18 protein-coding genes are annotated in these 20729 nt (G+C 33.4%); 17 read left to right on the top strand and 1 reads right to left on the bottom strand.

Annotation, left to right across the window (positions count from 1 at the left end; translation table 11 throughout):
- Positions 1 to 28 precede the first annotated feature (28 nt).
- From ccsB to ACQCPR_RS09200, 17 genes are all read left to right on the top strand, one after another.
- Complete coding sequence (gene ccsB, locus ACQCPR_RS09280) at positions 29 to 1189, top strand: c-type cytochrome biogenesis protein CcsB (protein ID WP_427138860.1); 1161 nt, start codon at positions 29 to 31, stop codon at positions 1187 to 1189.
- Between the two features lie 296 nt (positions 1190 to 1485).
- On the top strand, positions 1486 to 3792 hold the full coding sequence (locus ACQCPR_RS09275; RefSeq protein WP_427138859.1) for an ABC transporter permease: 2307 nt from the start codon (positions 1486 to 1488) through the stop codon (positions 3790 to 3792).
- Positions 3793 to 3796: 4 nt separating this feature from the next.
- Positions 3797 to 4555: an ABC transporter ATP-binding protein gene (locus ACQCPR_RS09270; protein WP_427138858.1), complete on the top strand. Its 759-nt coding sequence runs from the start codon at positions 3797 to 3799 to the stop codon at positions 4553 to 4555.
- Between the two features lie 647 nt (positions 4556 to 5202).
- Positions 5203 to 5364 (top strand): hypothetical protein, encoded by a 162-nt coding sequence (locus tag ACQCPR_RS09265; protein ID WP_427138857.1) that lies wholly within the window; start codon positions 5203 to 5205, stop codon positions 5362 to 5364.
- A 125-nt stretch (positions 5365 to 5489) separates the two neighbouring features.
- Entirely contained in the window at positions 5490 to 5723 is a 234-nt protein-coding gene (locus ACQCPR_RS09260; RefSeq protein WP_427138856.1) for a permease, read from the top strand.
- Positions 5724 to 6243: 520 nt separating this feature from the next.
- Entirely contained in the window at positions 6244 to 6735 is a 492-nt protein-coding gene (locus ACQCPR_RS09255) for a hypothetical protein (RefSeq protein WP_427138855.1), read from the top strand.
- A 206-nt stretch (positions 6736 to 6941) separates the two neighbouring features.
- Positions 6942 to 7118, top strand: a complete 177-nt coding sequence (locus ACQCPR_RS09250; protein ID WP_427138854.1) for a hypothetical protein — start codon at positions 6942 to 6944, stop codon at positions 7116 to 7118.
- Positions 7119 to 7411: 293 nt separating this feature from the next.
- On the top strand, positions 7412 to 7618 hold the full coding sequence (locus ACQCPR_RS09245; protein WP_427138853.1) for a hypothetical protein: 207 nt from the start codon (positions 7412 to 7414) through the stop codon (positions 7616 to 7618).
- Between the two features lie 520 nt (positions 7619 to 8138).
- Positions 8139 to 8588, top strand: a complete 450-nt coding sequence (locus tag ACQCPR_RS09240; protein WP_427138852.1) for a hypothetical protein — start codon at positions 8139 to 8141, stop codon at positions 8586 to 8588.
- A 181-nt stretch (positions 8589 to 8769) separates the two neighbouring features.
- Positions 8770 to 10047, top strand: coding sequence for an IS110 family transposase (locus ACQCPR_RS09235; protein WP_427138851.1), 1278 nt, complete (start codon positions 8770 to 8772; stop codon positions 10045 to 10047).
- A gap of 511 nt (positions 10048 to 10558) precedes the next feature.
- Positions 10559 to 11437: a helix-turn-helix domain-containing protein gene (locus ACQCPR_RS09230; protein ID WP_427138850.1), complete on the top strand. Its 879-nt coding sequence runs from the start codon at positions 10559 to 10561 to the stop codon at positions 11435 to 11437.
- A gap of 1129 nt (positions 11438 to 12566) precedes the next feature.
- Entirely contained in the window at positions 12567 to 13499 is a 933-nt protein-coding gene (locus ACQCPR_RS09225) for an alpha/beta hydrolase (protein ID WP_427138849.1), read from the top strand.
- A 129-nt stretch (positions 13500 to 13628) separates the two neighbouring features.
- Positions 13629 to 13856, top strand: a complete 228-nt coding sequence (locus ACQCPR_RS09220; protein WP_427138848.1) for a DUF3953 domain-containing protein — start codon at positions 13629 to 13631, stop codon at positions 13854 to 13856.
- Positions 13857 to 14013: 157 nt separating this feature from the next.
- On the top strand, positions 14014 to 14364 hold the full coding sequence (locus ACQCPR_RS09215; RefSeq protein WP_427138847.1) for a VOC family protein: 351 nt from the start codon (positions 14014 to 14016) through the stop codon (positions 14362 to 14364).
- 117 nt (positions 14365 to 14481) lie between these two features.
- The gene (locus ACQCPR_RS09210; RefSeq protein WP_427138846.1) at positions 14482 to 15231 is read left to right on the top strand and encodes a hypothetical protein; all 750 of its coding nucleotides are present in this window, start codon (positions 14482 to 14484) and stop codon (positions 15229 to 15231) included.
- A gap of 1601 nt (positions 15232 to 16832) precedes the next feature.
- Positions 16833 to 17717 carry an alpha/beta fold hydrolase gene (locus ACQCPR_RS09205; protein WP_427138845.1) on the top strand — a complete coding sequence of 295 codons (885 nt, stop codon included), beginning with the start codon at positions 16833 to 16835 and terminating at the stop codon, positions 17715 to 17717.
- Between the two features lie 1281 nt (positions 17718 to 18998).
- Positions 18999 to 19256 carry a DUF3953 domain-containing protein gene (locus tag ACQCPR_RS09200; RefSeq protein WP_427138844.1) on the top strand — a complete coding sequence of 86 codons (258 nt, stop codon included), beginning with the start codon at positions 18999 to 19001 and terminating at the stop codon, positions 19254 to 19256.
- Between the two features lie 621 nt (positions 19257 to 19877).
- Here the strand turns inward: ACQCPR_RS09200 and ACQCPR_RS09195 are convergent.
- Positions 19878 to 20498, bottom strand: coding sequence for an SMI1/KNR4 family protein (locus ACQCPR_RS09195; protein ID WP_427138843.1), 621 nt, complete (start codon positions 20496 to 20498; stop codon positions 19878 to 19880).
- Positions 20499 to 20729: the final 231 nt, after the last annotated feature.

Genomic DNA, 20729 nt, shown 5'->3' with positions numbered 1-20729 from the left:
ATTTATTAAAGGAAAGGGAGGGGTTCTAATGGCTTCTACAACTCTAATGAATCTAAGTAGCACTGCTTTATATATATCTTTTATATTATATTTAATCGCTATCCTGCCTTTTGGACTATCTATTAAGTCAAAAACAAAATCTTTTGTTTATGCTGGAATAAGCTTAACATCGTTAGGTTTTATATTTCAGATTTTCTACTTTATTTCTAGGTGGTATGTAATTGGCCATGCTCCGGTAAGTAATTTATATGAATTTATGACTTTCTTCGGCATAATGCTTATTGCAAGTTTCCTCATTTTGTTCTATATGTACCGCCAATCTATTATCGGTCTTTTTACTCTCCCAGTCGTACTATTAACTTTAGGCTTTGCAAATTCATTTTCGAGTGACGTAACACCATTAATACCAGCATTACAAAGTGAATGGTTAACGATTCATGTGCTAACTGTAGCCTTTTCAAGTGCAGTATTATCTATTTCTTTTGTTACCGGCATAATTTATCTTTTAAAAGTAATTGCTCTAAATGAAAAAAGTATACGAGCATTCTTTTTAGAATTAGTTATGTATTTTTTAGTTACAGTCTTTGGTTTTATAATACTTACAGGTATATTTAGTTTTACGGATTACACTAAAACAATAACATTTGAGGATACTAACTCAATTCAAGAAACATTAGAATACAATATACCTATAATAGTTGCTCCATCAAATATAATAACAGAACAGGAAGGACTTACTGACGTTCCACTTTGGCTAAATGCAAAAAAACTAAATACAATCCTATGGTCATTCTTAGTAGGAACTGTACTCTATTTAATAATTCGTCTTGTTACACGCAAAAAAATTATCTCACTTTTAAAACCACTCACAAATAAAGTAAATATTGACTTGATGGATGAGATTACGTATAGAGCTGTTGTTATTGGATTTCCTTTATTCGCTCTAGGAGGATTAATTTTTGCAATGATTTGGGCACATATTGCCTGGGGAAGATTTTGGGGATGGGATCCCAAAGAAGTTTGGGCTTTGATAACGTTCCTTTTCTACGCTACATTCCTACATCTGCGATTCGGTAAAAACTGGATTGGAGAGAAAAGTGCCTGGATGGCCATTGGAGGATTTGGTATTATTGTCTTCAACCAAGTTTTTGTTAACTTAGTTATTGCAGGACTCCATTCCTACGCTTAATGATTTATTAGAAATAAATAAGACTACGAATTTAAACTTGGATAATTCTTTTGTTAAATATTACGATCTTCCGCAATTTAAGATATCACAAAGTAAATAAAGCCTAATTTCTCATTTATTATGCCGAGAAATTAGGTTTTTTCAATTTATATTCCTTAATTTTGTAGATCCACATTTTCCAGACACTCAAATTTCAATCTTAAGGTGCATAAGAATTCGGTCTTGAGATGTACTAATAATTTTTAATTATCTGTTAAATTTGTTGTATGAAAGTAAAACGAATATGGAGGTGACTTATGTATAACAGAATAATATGGAATGACATTTTAAAAAGCAAATTGATAACGTTGACAACAATGATATTTGTAGCTGCTGCTGCTATGCTTGTTTCGCTAGCGGCAATACTCGTCTTTAATCTTTCTGGCACGTTAGATACACTTATGAAAAATGCTAAAACTCCTCATTTTATGCAGATGCATTCTGGTGAAATTGATACTGTGCGGCTTGAGTCCTTTGCTGAGCAAAATAACAATATCAATAATTATCAGGTGGTTGAATTTCTTAACATAGACAGTGCCCAAATCATAATGGGCAATAATTCGCTTGCTAATAGTATTCAGGATAACGGCTTGAGTGTACAAAACGAACAATTCGATTATCTACTTGATCTTGACGGTAACATCATCCATGTTTCCGACGGTGAGATTTATGTCCCAATATCTTATATGAGGGACAACACTACAAAGATAGGTGACCATGCGATCATAAGTGGGAAGGAATTTATCGTTGCGGGATTTCTCCGTGACTCCACTATGAATTCATCGCTATCTTCATCAAAACGATTTTTGATAAGCACCAATGACTTCGCAGAAATTAAAGACCTTGGAAGTATCGAGTATCTAATTGAGTTTAGGTTAAAGGATTACTCGGGGATAGGTGAATTTGAAGCAGCTTATACTTCAGCAGGACTTGAAGCGAATGGTCCAACACTTACCTATACGCTTTTCAAAACGTTGAACGCGATTTCTGACGGGATGATGATTGCAGTTATCCTTCTTGTAAGTGCACTTGTCGTTACCATCGCTTTTATGAGCATACGTTTTACGCTTCTAGCAAAAATTGAAGATGATTACCGTGAAATTGGTGTTATGAAAGCAATAGGGATTCATCTTTCGGACATCAAGAAGATTTATCTTGCTAAATATGCAGTTATTGCCGCGACAGGTAGTATTCTTGGTTTTATTATTTCGCTTATATTTCAAGGAATTCTTCTTGAAAATTTACGGCTTTTTATGGGCAAAAGTGAAAATTCTTCTTTTGCAATAGTTTTAGGAATTATTGGAATACTGATTGTATTTCTTGCAATTGTTGCTTATGTAAATGGAGTGCTCAAACGTTTTAGGAAAATCTCCGTTGCGGAAGCTATTCGCTTTGGTACTTCTCAGGAAAAAAGAGTGATAACTAAGGGTTTCTCCTTAGTTAGAAACAGACTGTATAGTACTAATATTTTTCTTGGAATCAAGGATGTCTTTACAAGAAAAAGACTTTACGCCACAATGCTTATGGTACTAGTGATTTCAACATTTATAATTATTGTACCGCAAAACCTGTACAACACAATTTCTGAGAAAAGCTTCATCCAATACATGGGAATCGGCAACTACGATTTACGTATACAGACCAATAAAGCTGACAAAATCAATGATATTGTCAAGACAATAGACAGCGATAGTGCCACTTCAAAATATGTAGTTATGACAACAAAGACATTCAAAGTAAAAACGAGTAACGGATCTGAGGAAAACATTAAGGTTGAACTTGGTGACCATTCGGCATTTCCTATAGCATATTCTGTTGGCAGAGCCCCTGCTGCAGAAAACGAAATCTCTCTTTCATCGATAAACGCAGATGAACTGGGAAAAGAGGTTGGCGATGTTATGAAGCTGGTGATTGAAGGGAGGGAGAAAGATCTTAGAGTAAGCGGAATATATTCAGATGTCACCAATGGCGGCAAAACCGCAAAGGCATTATTCTCCGACAATACGACGAGTGTCATGTGGACTATCATTTGTGTTGAGTTTTCGGATAAATCTCTTGTCGATAGCATGGTTTTAGGATATTCGAGCAAATTCGATTTTGCAAAGACATCCGATATCGATGAATTTGTTTCTCAGACTCTAGGTTCGACAATTAGTTCAGTTCAAAAGGCTTCCTTTGCTGCAATTGCTGTTGCGCTGATTATTACCATAATAGTTACACTGTTGTTTATGAAAATGCTTATTGCCAAGGACAGATATTCGATTGCCATCATAAAAGCACTCGGTTTTACAAACTCAGATATTAGGACACAGTATGCTTCACGTTCTGTTTTCGTTCTAATTGTCGGAATTATTCTGGGTACTCTTCTCGCGAACACTTTAGGAGAGGTACTTGCTAGCGCACTTATCGCTTCGTTTGGAGCAGCAACTTTTAGTTTTACAGTTAATCCACTAACCGCGTATTTTCTTAGTCCATTGATGATGTTAGTCGCGGTGCTTTTCGCTACAAAGTTAGGCACATCAGATGCTGGGCAAATAAATATTTCTGACAATATAAAGGAGTAGGCATATGAAAAAGATTATTATCGGAGATCACATTGTGAAATCTTTTGGCGTGAAAGATGAACAGCGAAATGTTCTTGACGGAGTGTCTGTTGAAATATATGAGGGTGAATTCATTGCAATTATGGGCCCTTCGGGATCGGGAAAATCTACACTGATGTTCGCTTTAAGTGGAATGGATAACGTCAATGACGGTAGAGTCATTTTTGATGGTATGGATCTAACGGAGGTAGGGGAGAAAGAGCTATCAGAAATTCGTAGAATAAAAATGGGATTTATATTTCAACAGCCAACGATGCTGAAATATCTAAATATACTTGATAACATTGTTCTACCCTCAATGCGAAATAACAGGAAAAATGCACCGAAAATAGCTGAGAAAGCACTCAGGCTAATGCGAAGATTAGGTATAGGAGATCTTGAAAAGCGTGATATAACACAGGTTTCGGGAGGTCAGCTTCAGCGAGCAGGAATATGCCGAGCGCTAATGAATAACCCCAAAATCATCTTCGGTGACGAACCTACTGGCGCGCTCAACTCTAAATCTTCGGAGGAGATCATGGACATATTTTCAGAAATCAACATGGACGGAACTGCGCTTATGCTTGTAACGCATGACGCAAAAGTGGCTGCTCGTTCAGATCGTATTATGTTTATGCATGATGGAAAAATCAGGAGCGAATTGAAGCTAGAGAAATTTAACGGGAAGGGTATAGAAGATAGAATCAATGAAGTTACAGTTAAAATGAGGGAATTAGGAATATGATTTCACCTTAGTTTTATTCTCTCCTCCTATTTAACTACCATAATCGTTAAATAAACTTAAAAAGAGGGAGCCTACATAAATAAATTTATGAAATTCGGTGGATCTCAACACTAAACTAAGAGGCTGCTGATTGACTCCCACCACCTCCACATATAAGAAATTTCATTAGAAATAGGTTTTTGTGTGACTTAAAGCATAAAATTTCCTTTTGGAAACTTTATGCTTGATTTTTTATTCGATAAAGAAGCGTCTTTAATTATATCATTGCCATATTGGCAAGAAGTTAATGTAAGAAGGATTAACGCAAAAACGACGGAAAATCAAGCAAATAGGATGGAATTAAAGAAAAAAAGGTTGTTTTCAATTGAGTTGGAGAAAATGATAACAGGAGATCCGATTTTATTTTAAAAAAATTCATGGGACCAAATTGGATGATTATGTTAATATTTGAATAAGCTTGTGAAGGTTTTCACTTAAACTAACGCAGCAGTTTAGTTTAATAAGCAAAATGGATTTACGGTGAGTTTAAACGGAATCTTTATATAAATGTAACCTCATTTCATTTCAAATGTATTCAAGTAAAGAAGCAGTTCAGATTCAAACGGATTTATGATGAAAACTACACAGTTAAGACTAGGAGGTATTTTATGGAACCACTCATTTGGGTTTTGTTTGGATTTTTAGTTTGTTTTTGTTTTGGTTCAGTACTGAATCTACTACTCAACACGACTGGAAAACGAGATTGGCTTATTACATTCTTAATAAGTCTAGGTATAGCAATAATTGGAGTGCCTATATTACTAAATTGAATATACCATTTGGCTGAAGACTAACAGATGCTTATTAAGCTAACGAAGCAGGTTAGTTTAAGTGTGTTGTATAATAAATGGATATCTTTAGTTTGAAAATCACATGTTGGTACAGGGAGGATTGTATGTGGAGTTTTAGCATTTATAAAGACAAACGTTACTGGATACTTTTGATTACAGCTATAATTATCTTGTTCTTGTTCGCTGTTTTTACCCCTGATTATATTCTTGAAAAAACTTACGTTGTACCATTTTCAATGCCTATATTTATAGTTTTATTCTGGTCGACATACCATCTTTGGAAGTATTTTGGTGATAAAAAGAAGAGGAATAATACGGATGACAGTTGCGATTTGTAACTTGCTTGTTCAAGTAACGGGTGCTTACTTCAAGAAGGAGTAAAGCCTTTTTTCTTATTAAACTCCCATGAAAATTAAAAAATGTTCAAAATCAACAAAATTGCATAACAAAAGAGACTCAGAAATAGCTTTTTTAAAAAAAGGCTGAGCCTTTAGAGTGGAGTTATATTAAGTTGCAAGGTAAATCAAGAATCAACTCCATTCTTGTAAGAATAAAGGCAGGCTGGTGCAATAACCAGAGTAGGATTAATCTCCCATGAGTGCTACTCGTATAGAGTGCGACAGTCTGTGATGCACCGTGGTCGTCGGAGTCAGACTAACGGATGGGCTCAATGGCACCATAGTTGATCGACCTTCTTCGCCAGCCGTAGTATCCTATACCCGATTTTCACATTTTCATTCTCTGTGGTGAAGCGCTGATTTTGCGCTTCATGGATGGCTAACGAAGCAGTTTAGTTCAATAAGATATAATTAGCATAGCTGTATTCAAAGACAATCGATAAAGGAGAAATATCATCTTATGTTTGGTTTCTTATATAAAGCAAAATTAATAAAAGATGATTTAAAAGGCATTGCAAAATTAATGTATCGGGATGTATCGAATGATTCATGGGATAAAGAGAACCTTACTAAAAGAAACTTAGACTTTACCATTGAAAGCGTTCGTTATATTGATATGTATACAAAAAGATTAATGAATACGGAGTTTGGAACTGAACTGTTAAATAAGCATTTTGATAATTTAGTCGTTCGTACAGGTGCGTATATTGGTGAGGTTATCAAAAATAATATTAAGCAGGACTTTTACTGGTACGAGTCTGTTTCTGTATACAATTATTCTCCCAAGCTTAATGGAGTCTTTAATAATACCAAAACGCAGAGTGTTCTTTATTCTAAAAAGAGGGATACTGTGATATTACCTTTGAATATAGTATCGCAATTTTTAAAGGGAAACTCCTCGTACAGTGATTTACTTACTTACGTAGAAGAAACTATTAAGCAAAATGCTTAAATAAAAATGGTATCACAACTTTTACAATGCAATAATTTTTACAATGTTATTCAACTAACGGTGTGCTTTAGCAAAATATGACCATCATTTCGATGGTCTATTCTTATGCCCAAAACACTAAGTTGATCTCAGATATGCATTGTGAAATGTTACACTTAAACTAAAGCCTAGTTTAGTTCAATTTTATACATCAAGGATGTGATTTAATGAAAGTATATATGAGGATCTTATTTAGTGTTATAACAATGTTGGTAGGCATAGGTATTGTCGATTATTTTATTGAAGGCGGTTTTTTCAAGTATCTTTTGAGTGGGATAATTGTGGCATCAATTCTGCTTTATAATGACAAGAAAAATAAAGAGTTAAAGAATGTTCAAACATAGGTAGCTCTCTTTTCTTATTCCACTAACGAGAGTTAACTCATTTTCATATGCATGTTGTTCCGAGATATGAAGGACAAAATTTTGCGAACTTTTATACCGAAAAATCTGAACAAGTTGTAGTAGATGAAGTTGGGTTATCTAATACCAAAAGGAAAATAATCAATGCAATGCGATAAACAGTGTTTAGTGTAGTAATGGCTTATTTAAGTAACGGGTGCTGAATGCTTAACATGGGTATTTGCCTTTCTTGTTGACTCAGTAATACCAATAATAAACTCAATAGGGGGTTACATATGTTAAAAAATGCTTCGAAATGGCAAATATACACTGCCTACTTCACCGTAATGCTAACGTCATTGCAATCATATAACTGGTGGGGAGAAAAACAAGCTCTCTCATTATACTTTTTAATAGGGGGCATTGTTCTTTTATTAATGACCATTGTCAGTACGATTTACTATATAAAAAAATCTGATATCAGCATGAAGAATGAACAATAAGTTGCCCTATAATCCAATTTGTGAAAATGTATACTAAAACTAGAGGTGCTTTACTTCAAGAAGGAGTAAAGCCTTATTTCTTATTGAACTCCCATGAAAATTAAAAAATGCTCAAAACCTATAAAATTGCATAATAAAATAGACTCAGAAATTACTTTTTTTTAAAAAGACTGAGCCTTCAGAATGATTATATTAAGCTGAATGTTAAATCAAGAATCAACCCCATTCTTGTTAGAATAAAGGCAAGACTGGTGCAATAACCAGAGTAGGATTAATCTCCCATGAGTGCTACTCGATAGTGTGCGACAGTCTGTGATGCACCGTGGTCGTTGTAGTCAGACTAACGCATGGGATTCGTGGCACCTACTAGTCTATACCCGTTCTGAACCAATTTTCATCCTTTGTGGTGCAGCGTTTTTTGCTGCATGGGTGGCTAACGGGGCAGTTTAGTTGAAGAAGGATTATTTGGTATTTGTAATGAATTTAATAACACATACATCAATCAAAAGCAGGTGAAAAATTGCATACACTTAAATTTAATTTTGAATTTGTCCCAACACTTACTGTTGACAAAAAATTACTAAAAGAAAAAAATGGTAAACTCCTTGTTGATATTCAAGGTAAACTTGAGATATGTATTAATAATAAGCGTTTCTTTTTAGAACCTTCTCTTGCAATTCTTGAATTAGGAGTGCATTTAGCAAGGTGGAAAAGAGATATAGATGATACTCAAAAAGATTTTTATTACTTTACTATGGAACACGATGAAAGAGATGGTCCTATTTTAGCCTTGGTTAATAAGAGGGATAACAAGTGGTCTTTGTTCTCAATTTGGCAGGAATATGAACATAAAGAGTCATTACCCATTAATGTAATAACAGTTGCTGTTGACTTATTTTTAACGCATTTAAACAAAGAATTAATAAAGAATTTTGGGATTAACATTGGTGATTTCACAAATTCTTATTAAGCTAACGGTATGCTTTTGTTCAAGAAGTGGCTGCCTGTAAGGGTAGCTTTTTCTTATTAAACTAACGCGGCAGCATTCCTGTTTGAAACTTATTCGAGGTCTTGCAGAAAAAAGAGCCCTCTAGTATGATGCTGAGTGTCAACGTCGAATTGACCCAACATCAAATAGGAGGACTCTATCTATGAATTCTAAATGGAATGAGAAACTAAATCAAGTTACTGAAAACACATTAATTGTCGGCATGGATATCGCTAAACGTACACATTATGCATGCTTCGTAGATGAACGTGGCCGTGTTTTGGAGAAATCTTTTGCCGTGCACCAGTCCAAAGAAGGATTTGAGGTATTATATGAGAATGTACTTCATGCGATGAAAGTTTATGAAAAAACAGATGTGATCGTTGGGATTGAACCCACTGGGCACTATTGGATGAACCTTGCTTATTTCTTAGATAACTATGGAATCCCGCTTGTCATGGTCAATCCAATGCACGTCAAGAAGGCAAAAGAGCTTGATGATAACTTACAGACAAAGAACGATAAGAGAGATGCAGTCGTCATTGCTCGACTGATGAAGGACGGTCGTTTTAGCTATCCCCGTATTCTGAAGAATATCGAGGCTGAGTTTCGGAATGGATCTACACTTCGTTCAAAGATGACAGAGGATTTGTCGGGCATCAAAAACCGAATCGTTCGCTGGCTTGATCGGTATTTTCCAGAGTTTACACAAGTCTATCCAACCTTCGGAAAGATGGCACTTGCTACACTCGAAAAGACACCGTTCCCAAGAGACATCATAGGGAAAACGGCTGAAGAGTTAGTCTTTCTCTACCGGCAGGTAGAGGGGATGAGAGCTCCGCAATTACCAAAGGCTAAACTTCTGATAAACGTAGCCAACAACTCGATTGGATTGAGAGAAGGACTGCAGATGGCACGACTTGAAATCGCCACGCTACTTCGTCAGTACCGATTGTTAGAGGAAGAAATAGAAATGATAAATAGTCACTTAGCCGAGCTGGCTAAGTCCACAGAAGAGTACGTATATCTCACTTCTGTGCCAGGCTTAGGGGATGCCACGATTGTTGATCTGCTCTCAGAAGTCGGTAGTTTTTCACAGTATGAGAATCCACGCCAACTCATCAAACTAGCGGGATTAACATTACGTGAAAATTCATCTGGTCAACATCAGGGGCATAAACATATCTCGAAACGCGGCCGGAAGAGGTTAAGAAGCGTATTATTCAAAGTAATAGTTCCACTGGTTAGACACAACATTGCGTTTAAACATCTTCATGAATATTATACAAGCCGTCAACGAAACCCCCTAAGGGGAAAACAATCGATGGTCGTGCTCTGTGGTAAATTATTGAAGGTGTTACATGGTATTTGTAAGAAGAAAGTTCATTTCAACGAGCAACATATGATGAACGATCTCCACTGTCTCTCAACGGCAGCTTAAGCATTTTCTATCGAACGAACTAAGACAATAAGGATGACACGGAGAAGCCAGCACAATACTAAAATTAAGACCTTGAGTCCCTGCGGCAGCATAGCAGGCCTCTGCCTTATGAATAGACCGAACGAAGGAATGTAAGCGCGCTGACGCTAAGAGACATGGGACGGTACGTCATCATAAGCATCGCAGAGATCCATTGTGCATCAAATAATGGGTAAGAAAAGCTAATGTTTTCCATTAGTTTTAGCGAAGCGTACGCTCTTCTTGGTAATAAAAACAAGAAATTCAAATCTATGTTTATTTGTTATAGAAAAATAATTTTTCTCACATCACGAAGTGATGAAAATCGTTGATACTTCAATGTTTATAGAGGGAGTTTAGTGGAATAAGCGGGTTCAATTAAAAGCAAATAGAATTAGTTATTGTAAGTGGATTTAATTAAATTTGTTAAGATAGCAATATTTATCAAAAATTCTTTCAATTAATCCGTTATGATTATCATGAGGTGAGCGAGATGTATTACAGTGAAATAACGCTAAAAACAATCTCTTATATCGAGGTCAATCTGACGGAAGATATTCAACTGGATATTTTCCCTTCCGTTATTGGTTTCTCGAAATATCATTTATCAAGGATATTTAAAAAAGAAACAGGGAAGTCGATTGTGGAGTATATACGTTTACGCCGATTAGCAACAGCTGCTACGCTTATGTTACAAACAGATGAATCAATTTTAACAATCGCTTTCTTTTTCCGTTTTCAATCTCAAGAGTCGTTTTCAAGAGCGTTTAAAGAAGTGTATAGCTTGCCACCAGGAAAATATCGCAAGGTGATGAAAGTTGTACGAATGATAAAGGAGGAGAATGATTTGAACACAAAAGAACAAATTAACGGATGGAACTTAAGTGGTTCTAATCCTGAGATGTTTGAATTAATGGTAGATGAAAATGTATTCCACACAGGTACAAAATCAGGCTTGCTTTATGCGAAAGATGAGGCAAATGAACAACAATTTGGGACAATGATGCAAGGTTTCCAAGCAGATGATTACAAAGGAAAACGAATAAAGATGTCATGTTTCTTAAAAACAGAACAGGTGACAAAATGTGGGGCTTGGCTTCGTATTGATAATGTTACTGGTGATACCATTCAATTTGATAATATGGATAGTCGTTCTATTCAAGGTACTACAGAGTGGAACCACTACTCAATCGTTTTAGATGTTTCAGAAGAAAGTGTCTCCATTCACTTTGGCGTTTTACTTATTGGCAAAGGAAAAGTATGGGCAGACGGTTTCCGTTTTGAAGAAGTGGGTGAGAACGTAGGTACGACGAATATGATTTTACAAGACTACTTACCGAAAAAGCCTAGTAATCTAGATTTTAGTGAATAATCACTGTTTATATATGATTTCCTTGTAGGTAATGTAATACTTCAACTAAGGGGTGCTTAGTTAAACAGGACCATCAAAAAATGATGGTCTATTTTTATGTACATGTGAAATGTTACACTTAAACTAACGAAGCAGTTTAGTTTAATAAGTAAGTGTTAAATAAAGGCTCTGTTTAAGAATAACGTTGGAAATATTCGGAAATATTCTTTTGTATTGTACAACTTTTATTATGTGAAAACGTCTGTGTAAGAAGTAGAAAAAGTGAGGTGATATTATGGGGCTTATGTTCAATAAAATAACACTTTTTAGCATAATTTTTATATCAATTTGTTTAATAATAATTGGATTTATATTACAAACCATCCTTATCCCTTTACAAGATATCAATCTTATAAGTAATAAAGAACTATTGGAATATCAAAAAGAATATGCAATAAATTATCCCTTAGGGACAGGGCTACTCCATTTAGGTCAGTCTCTTATGATTTTAGTAATAATTCTATTCATTATTAAGTTTATAAAATTAAAAAGTAATAACCAAAAATCAGATGTATAACTATCCAACTACAACATTTGTTCTTAAACTCCCATGAAAATTAAAAAAAGCTCAAAATCTATAAAATTGCATAACAAAAAAGACTCAGAAATAGATTTTTTTTAAAAAGGCTGAGCCTTTAGAATGTTTATATTAAGTTGATAGTTAAATTAGGGATCAACTCCATTCTTGTTAGAATAATGGCGGGCTGGTGCAATAACCAGAGTAGGATTAAACTCCCATGAGTGCTACTCGTATAGAGTGCGACAGTCTGTGATGCACCGTGGTCGTCGGAGTCAGACTAACGGATGGGCTAAATGGCACCATAGTTGATCGACCTTCTTCGCCAACCTGAGTATCCACCCGATTTTCATATTTTCATTCTATGTGGTGTAGCGCTGGTTTTGGGCTACATGGGTGGCTAATGGGGCAGTTAAGTTGAATATGAAGGTATTTTTGCTATTTTGTTGAATAAGTTAATATATGTAAATTAGTGAACACTTCAAGTCTGGGGGTAGCACTTTTTTCAAATATTATTCGCACAATCCGTTCAATAATGCTGTCATATCTCTAGATGATACGAGGAGAGGTTATATGAAGAAAGAAAAAATTATTAAAACCACACTTGGATTCCTTGGATTTCCATTAACATTAGTAAATATGTACTCTAATAAGAAAAATAAAGTAAACGGATTGGGCAATCTAGTAAAAATAAATGATAGAGTAATTCATACAATTGATTCTGGAAGCGATGATTCAAAATATACAGTAATATTAGATGCTGGATTAAGCTGTTGTTCAATTGATTGGTATTATATCCAACCCCAAGTTTCTGAATTTTCGAAGGTTATTTCATTCGATAGGGCGGGATATGGATGGAGTTCATCGGTAAAAGGAAAATATACAAGTGAAAACGTGGTTGAGGATTTGTTAAAAGTGTTAGAAAAATTAAACTCAAAAACTCCGTACGTGTTAGTAGGACATTCATTTGGTGGTTTAAATATGCGATTATTTGCTAGTAAATATCCTGAGAAAGTGGCAGCTTTAATTTTAATTGATTCAGTACACGAAAACAGATATTTGAGTAGTGAATGGGATGAAGAACGTAAGAACATTCATAAGAAAAACTTGAGGTTATTTAGATTGGGATATATAACTTCAAGCTTAGGTATTCCTAGACTACTAAACCAACCAGTTGGCAGAAAACGTTTGCCAGAACCTTATCAAAAATATATAAACTATATTGGTTATAACCCAAAAACATTCGAAGCAGTATATAAAGAATTCTTTTATAGTGAAGAATCAGCCTTTCAATTAAAAGAATCAAAACCATTAAATAAAGAACTACCAATAACTGTTTTAAGTTCTAACAATAATGATGTTTCTTGGGTAGAACATCAAAATATTCTTTCTAATTTAACAAATAATACGGTTCAAATTAAGACTGAAGATGGGCATTCAATTCATTTGGAAAATCCAGAAATTGTAATAGATACAATAAAAGAAGTTATTAACGAACTAGATTAAAACAAGTCCTTATTAAACTAACGGATGCTTTAAAAATCAGGGGGCTTAGGCAACTCTTTTTTCTTATTAAATAGAATTAAAGCGGCGGTTTAGTTGAAGAAAGGCAATTATAAATTTAGGAGGTAAATTGTGAAAGTAAGTAGAGTTTTATTGGGGATAATTGTTATTGTGTTCTCTAGTTATATCTTAATAAGTAAAAATTATGAGTTAATGCCGTTTATGATGTTGTTATTAGGGACGTTGATGTTGGTATCGGGAATAGTCGAACTTCAAAAAGACAGAAAAAAATTTGAAGGATATTTGTTTATTATTGTTTCTTTGTTTATTTTCCTTGTTTTTATACAGTGTATCTTTTAGAACTAACGAGGTGCTTTAAGTAAAGTTCAATAGGGTCGCTTCGGCAACTCTTTTTTCTCCTTAAACTAAAGCGTCAGTTTAGTTTAATAAGAAGGAGAATATATAAATTGTCGCGAATAAATCTTGTAGAATCGAATTCGATTTATGGAGGTAGTTTATGAATCCTATATTAAATAAAATCGGAACAGTTTTTATTCCTGTAAACAATATTGAAGAAGCACGTAATTGGTATTGTGACATATTAGGGTTACCAGTAGATGGTGAGGTTTTATATGGTCATTTATATATAGTGCCTATGAATGGAACAGGAATTGTATTAGATAGCAAAATCTATTCAGAGGATAATATCTTCAAAACTCCACCTTTTCATTTAAACACTAATAATATAGAACAAGCATATGAGTATATGAGAGGTAAGAATGTCGAATTAACAACAAAAATTAAGCATAACCATTGGTTTAATTTTAAAGATCCTTATGGGAACCAATTGATGGTCTGCAAGTGTTGAACCTTGTTCAACTAACGGATGCTTTACTTCAAGAAGGGGTAACGCATTTTTTTAATTGAACTCGCAGCGGATTAGTTCAACAATATCTGCTGAAAAATTATAGAAAGAGGTAATTTCATGAAACAAATATATGCTTTTGAAAATAAAGAGGACTTTGAAAAATTTCAGGATATAATTGAGAGGTTTACCCAAAAGTTATTGAAGTATCAATACGAACTAGAAAATAAGTATGGTTTAAGGGATTTACCAAAAGGAATAGTTTGGACATCAGAAGAATTAGCAACAAATATATTTTCCCAAGTGCCTATACCTGCATATACAAGTAAGGATATTATTTATATTTCCCCTGATTTAAAAAGTTGGAGGGAATTATTTGTTAGTCAATTAGAAGAACATAATAATCCAAATATAAAAGAGTTCTATGAAAATATGTCCGAAAACCATTTATTTACTATAGTAGGACACGAATTAACCCACCACTCAGATTTGTTTGTAGATGAGTTTGATGATGAGAGGAAAGACAGCATTTGGTTTGAAGAAGGAATGTGTGAATACTTACCAAGAAAAATTTTATTGAGCGAAGTTGAGTTTAATGAAATAACAAAAGTAGAGTCAGAAATGGTAGAAATATTCAAAGAGAAGTATGGAAATCATTCCTTAGATGAATTTGGGAAAGCCAGTTATCAAGGAAGTTTAACGAGTATAATGTTTGATTATTGGCGTAGTTTTCTTGCTGTAAAGTATTTAGTTGAGGTTAGTGCAAATAATGATGTTAAGATAGTATTTGAAGAATACCTTAAATGGGATAAGGAAGGTAGAAAAATACCACTAACTCAATATTTTAAATTAGATTCCTTACTCAACTAACGGATGCTTTACTTCAAGAAAGAGTATTATTGTGGAGGTAGAAAAGCAGCAAAGTTATGTTTGTTTACTATATTATGTAGAATTAAAAGGAGTCCATTATGAAATTTTTTCAGAATATACTTTTATTAGTATTTATTTTATCTGCAATTCTCTTGTTTCTATGTGTATTAAACAATATTCTAAATCTAATTGAGGCTGAAAATGGGGTATCTTACTTATTTAATATTAACAATTTTTTCTTCTATGGATTAACTGCACTGATTTCTTGCATAATTTATATTGTGATAAAATTTAAAAGATAATTTGAGATATTTTACATAAAACATTTGTGAAATAGTGTACTTAAACTAAAGGATGCTTTACTTCAAGAAGGAGTAAAGCCTTTTTTCAATAATGATTCTTTTTGCTCGTCTAATTCGTATGCAATATAAAAATCATACCTTTTTGTATTATATAACAATTATAGAATCATAATTTCGTTTCCTGCTTTATAACAACTCCAGTCGATAAACTATTTATAAAATTATTCAAAGGAGTTTATGCTGATGCTGACGATACCAGAATCAATACAGCCATCAATCATTTATGTTACATTCGCTTATCAAACTTGTTTATTCCTATTTGTTTTTTTTAGAATTGTCGTTTTTATTTTCGCTCTAAAAAAGATTAAACGCCCACTAAGTATCGCTTACGATATTTCTCTTTTTGTCATCACAACACTTTGGTTACTTTATTTGGAATTACAAGACTTTATTGATTTACAAGGCTTTTTCAGCAACCCTTATGATTCCCCTATATTCTTTTTTGCTGGTTCAGCCTATTTCGTATCAATATTCGATTTTATATACAATTATTTTTCATATAAAAAAATAAAATCCACGAATTTGTAAATTCGTGGATTTTTATTCTTATCGCTTGTAAGGTACTTACCTAATAGCAGTCCACTGACAATCAGTGTAAATATTTGTACTTACACTAACGGCGTGCTTTACTACAAGAAGGAGTAAAGCCTTTTTCCTTATTGAACTAACACTCAGTTTACTTGAATAAGGATTATATTAATTAAACTGGACAAACTAAACCTAAATAAAACGTATATTCCACTAATTTGAATTAGTGGAATATACGCTTTTTGGTGTGTTTTGGATAGGGGTGCTCCTCATGTAACCTTTTAACGCAAATTAACATTTGTACTTAAAACAGTCAAACCTCTTATATGACAAGGGTTTTGGCTGTTTTAATTTTCACATGAGGTTATGGAAAGAAGGATTAACACAAAAACGACCGAAAATTGAGTAAAAAGAAGTAATAAAGGGAAGGAGAAGTTGTTTTTGAACGAGTGGAACTTGAAAAAGAGTTTGGAGAGAATGGATAAAAATAAGTAGGAGCTTTGATTCTGGAAGGAAGGGATTAACGATTGTTTTGTTGAACTTATTATACTAATAGATCAAAATACAATAAAATTGATTTTAGAAAGACCTATAAATAGGTAATCAGAAACTACTTGTTAGTGGAGATTGTGAAACATTTCGCTTAAACTAACGCGACAGTTTAGTTGAATAAGGATATTGAAAAAGTATGGTTAAAAAAGGGGTGTAGCATTGGAAAAATTAGAAAACGCTGAATTAGATTTAGAATACAAAGTTTTTGGTACGGGGGAGAAGATTCTCCTTATAGAAATAGGAATAGGAAGTTCAATTTACAACTGGTTTCCCTTTGTTAAAAACATAATGAAAGATTTTACTATAATTATGTATCACAGGGCTGGTTATGGTAGTAGTAGGATTTCAAAAAATCCAAGGACAACTAAAAATATATCTTACGAGTTAAACAAATTTATTGAGTCATTAAGAATAAAGGAAAATGTCACTATAATGGGACATTCTTTTGGAGGACTATGTGCATTACATTATGTAATGCTTTTCCCAGACAAAGTTAATGGATTAATTTTATTGGATTCAACTTCACCAAACTTTAATCGTTTATATAATCTTGATATTCCAGTAATGAATTCTCTAATATCAATAGACCAAATGGTACAAAGTAATATGGACAATTCATATAAATCAAAAGAGGAACTTAGAAATCTTTATAATCAGTCAATTGATGATTGTCAGGGCATCCTTACCAAGAATGAAGTGATTGGATTTGAGGAATTTATCACCAGTCCTAATATGTTTAAAACTGTTGCAGAAGAGTTCCAAAATTGGGAATCAAGTAGTGAAAGTATAAAAGAACTAGGTGAATTCCCTAACATTCCACTAACAGTTATAGCAAGAGATATAGAGGCTTCAGTTAATGCCTTTGTTCGATACAATATTCCAGAAGAAGAGGCAGTAAAATATGAAAAAGTTTGGAGAGAACTGCAAATAGGATTAACTCAATTATCTACAAAAGGAGAACTTATCATAGCAGACCGTAGTGACCATAGTATTCATCTCGATAGACCTGATATAGTAATTCAGGGGTTAAAAAGATTTTTATAGAAATTACTGAAATCGTTGATAGATTGTGAATGATTGTACTTAAACTAACGAATGCTTTACTTCAAAAAGGGGTAAAGCTTTTTTTCTTATTGAACTAAAGCAACAGTTTAATTGAAAACTACAAAGGAGTGAGAATATGATTTATGCAGCTGCATTCATAGGATTGTTATTAATGCCTATCTTGTGCGTTATATTTTGTTTGAATTTGGTTTCTATATTGAAAATGGTAAAACACGAAGAAAAAACTACGGTTAATACTGTTTGGCTTACAATATCGTTTACTCTTATTATGTGGAGCATCGCATGGCTAGCAGTAGGCACTGATTAAGCTAACGGATGCTTTAGCTAAACGAGACCATCATTTCGATGGTCCTTTTTTACGTCCAAAACATCAAGTGGATTTCTTCGATCCCTTGTAAAATGTTACACTTAAACTAAGAGGCAGATTTGTTGAAGAAGCAAGTATATATGGATGCTTTATGTAGGAATAGTTCAAGTACAGATAAGTGTTTTGAAACCACCAGAAATTTCAATCGTATATTACTTATTGATTTTTGGAGGGAGATATGAAGATAGGTGATATAATCATAGGTTTTATTATAATCATTCCATTATATGGGGTGTTAATCTGGAGTTATTTAATCCAAAAGAAAGTGTATTATGGGGGAAACGGTGGATGTACCAAAAAGAACCTGAAATTTCTGATGGTCCAATTCGTTAAATAAAACTTGCATCCTTAATTAGTGATATAGGAATGACATTTGTTATTATTATTTTAATACAATATTAGTAGGCGATTCCTCAATAAGAACATCGCTTTGTTTTTATTCTACTAACGAAGCAGTTTACTTTAAGAAGGAATTGTTATAATTTATGTTGAACTTAGAAGTATAAGGAATACCTGGAAAAGAGGTAGTTAAAATGAAATTTGCTAGATTTCTATATTTTTGTATAGTGTTTATATTTATTATGTTATTTGTGAATCTTTACATTCTTGATAGACCATACCATCATATTGTTTTTATGATAGTCGGTACAACTTTTATAGCATCTTCATTTGTATATTATAAATACCAAGAAAAGGCAACAAAGTCATAAAAACTTGGAGTTGCTGAGATTTTTAGAACAAAAACGTAAAAAACATTGTGAAAATTACACTTAAAGTAACGGTGTGCTTTACTTCAAGAAGGAGTAAAGCCTTTTTTTATTGAATAAACGGGCAGTTTAGTTTAATAATAGTATCTTTTGAAATTGTCAGATTATCAGCGGGAGGTATAAATAATGGAAGAAAAAAAGTTTGATATTTTAATGTTATTTCAAATAATATTTGTAATCTTTGTTATGTTAATTGGTATTTACGGTAAGGTTACGGAAAACTATAACTTACTACCATTGATGTTAATACTTCTGAGTATAACGTTACTTATAATGGGGTTACGAGAATATAAAAGAACTAAGAGTTTATTGTGGGGTATCTTCCTTTTATGCACTTCGTTATACATTTTATTCTCTGTGGTTGAAGGCATTATGAATTATTAAATTGAATTATTATTCAACTAACGAGGTGCTTTAGTTAAACAAGACCATCATTTCGATGGTCTATTTTTATGTCCAGAAATATCAAGTAGATTTCGGCAATCCAGTGTGAAATGTTATACTTAAAAAGGGGAGTTTTGTTTAATAAGGAAAAAATTACATATACAAAATAAGGTAATATATTGGTAAGATTTGAACGGTCTAGTATTCCATCGAAAGATATTGAGCGACAATATTAAATGATTTTTTCCCTAAAAATCACCCTAGCGATTAAGAGTGAAAAGTTATATAAATAGGGTGTTGATTTAAAGAACTGTAGTATAAAGTTAAGTAAATATAATTGTTAAATCATTGTAGGGAAGTGAAAAATTTGTTTTATATTATGCTCATATTAGGAATTTTGTCAGTTCTGATGGCTGTATTTATATTTAGTTTTATGTATGTTGACAAAGACTTTACATTGCGTGAAGACCGTTGGAGCCTTTCTATTTGGTGTATTACTTTTAGTACCTACTCATTATATATATCAATTTCTTAGTCCAAAAACTTGTTTGTTTGGAACTTAAAAATTATAGGGAGATTCTTTAATTCTTTGTTAAGGACTATCTATATACCAAGACATTTTTATTCCCCCTTTAATCTTTTATCAAGATCAGGATGAATCCAAAAACTTTCCACTTCGTATCCGTTCAACTGATTATCATCCGTATTATCTGATTCAAAGGTTTCTGCATTTTTTAACCCCTTAATAAAACTTTCAAAATCTTTAGCTACAAATGTGATTTTATAATCGTTTTCTTGATCTACATGTACAACGCTCGGTTCTCCTTTTGGCCCATACTCTCTATAATCAAGAAAGATCATATCATGACCAGCCGAAGGGCAATCACAGATAGCAATTCCTATTTCTGGATACTCCCAATCTTCAATCCAAAACTTACTACCAAACTCTCCACCTAGTGAGCAATTTTTTTCAAATCCTATGCCGTAAATACCGGATATAGATATGTGGTCCTCCGCCCAGCTTGTTGGAATGCTTGTGGAATGACAGTCTTTCGTTGGAATACCGCCATTCCGTTGTTTCATTAACCAGATATATGACGGAGGCAATTTATAGCCTAATTCCGTTTCAATGCTTTGGATAACTTCATCTGTAGGTGGATTAGAAGTATATTCGTTTTTTGCGTATTCACCCTCTTCCCAAAAATTGTCGAAATTAAAACCCACAAAATAGTGCATTTTCATATTTCTCCTTTCTCTTTAACTAACCTGCATATTAATAATAATTTCCCTTGCAATATAAGTGCCTTTTCCATTATTGGAATGACGTTATTGTTGGCTTACGCCAAGAGGTTCCCTCAATTTATATTAAACCAAAAAAATTCAGGTATACTTTTAGGTGTAATCTGGAAGAACGTTTAATCCACCGATGGACTATATAACGCCCTCACTTACACTAACTATCTTAGTGATGGT

Source organism: Psychrobacillus psychrodurans (assembly GCF_050209195.1).
GTDB classification, from domain to species: domain Bacteria; phylum Bacillota; class Bacilli; order Bacillales_A; family Planococcaceae; genus Psychrobacillus; species Psychrobacillus psychrodurans.
The sequence above is the reverse complement of the archived record's forward strand: the minus strand, read 5'-3'. Positions and strand labels throughout refer to the sequence as shown.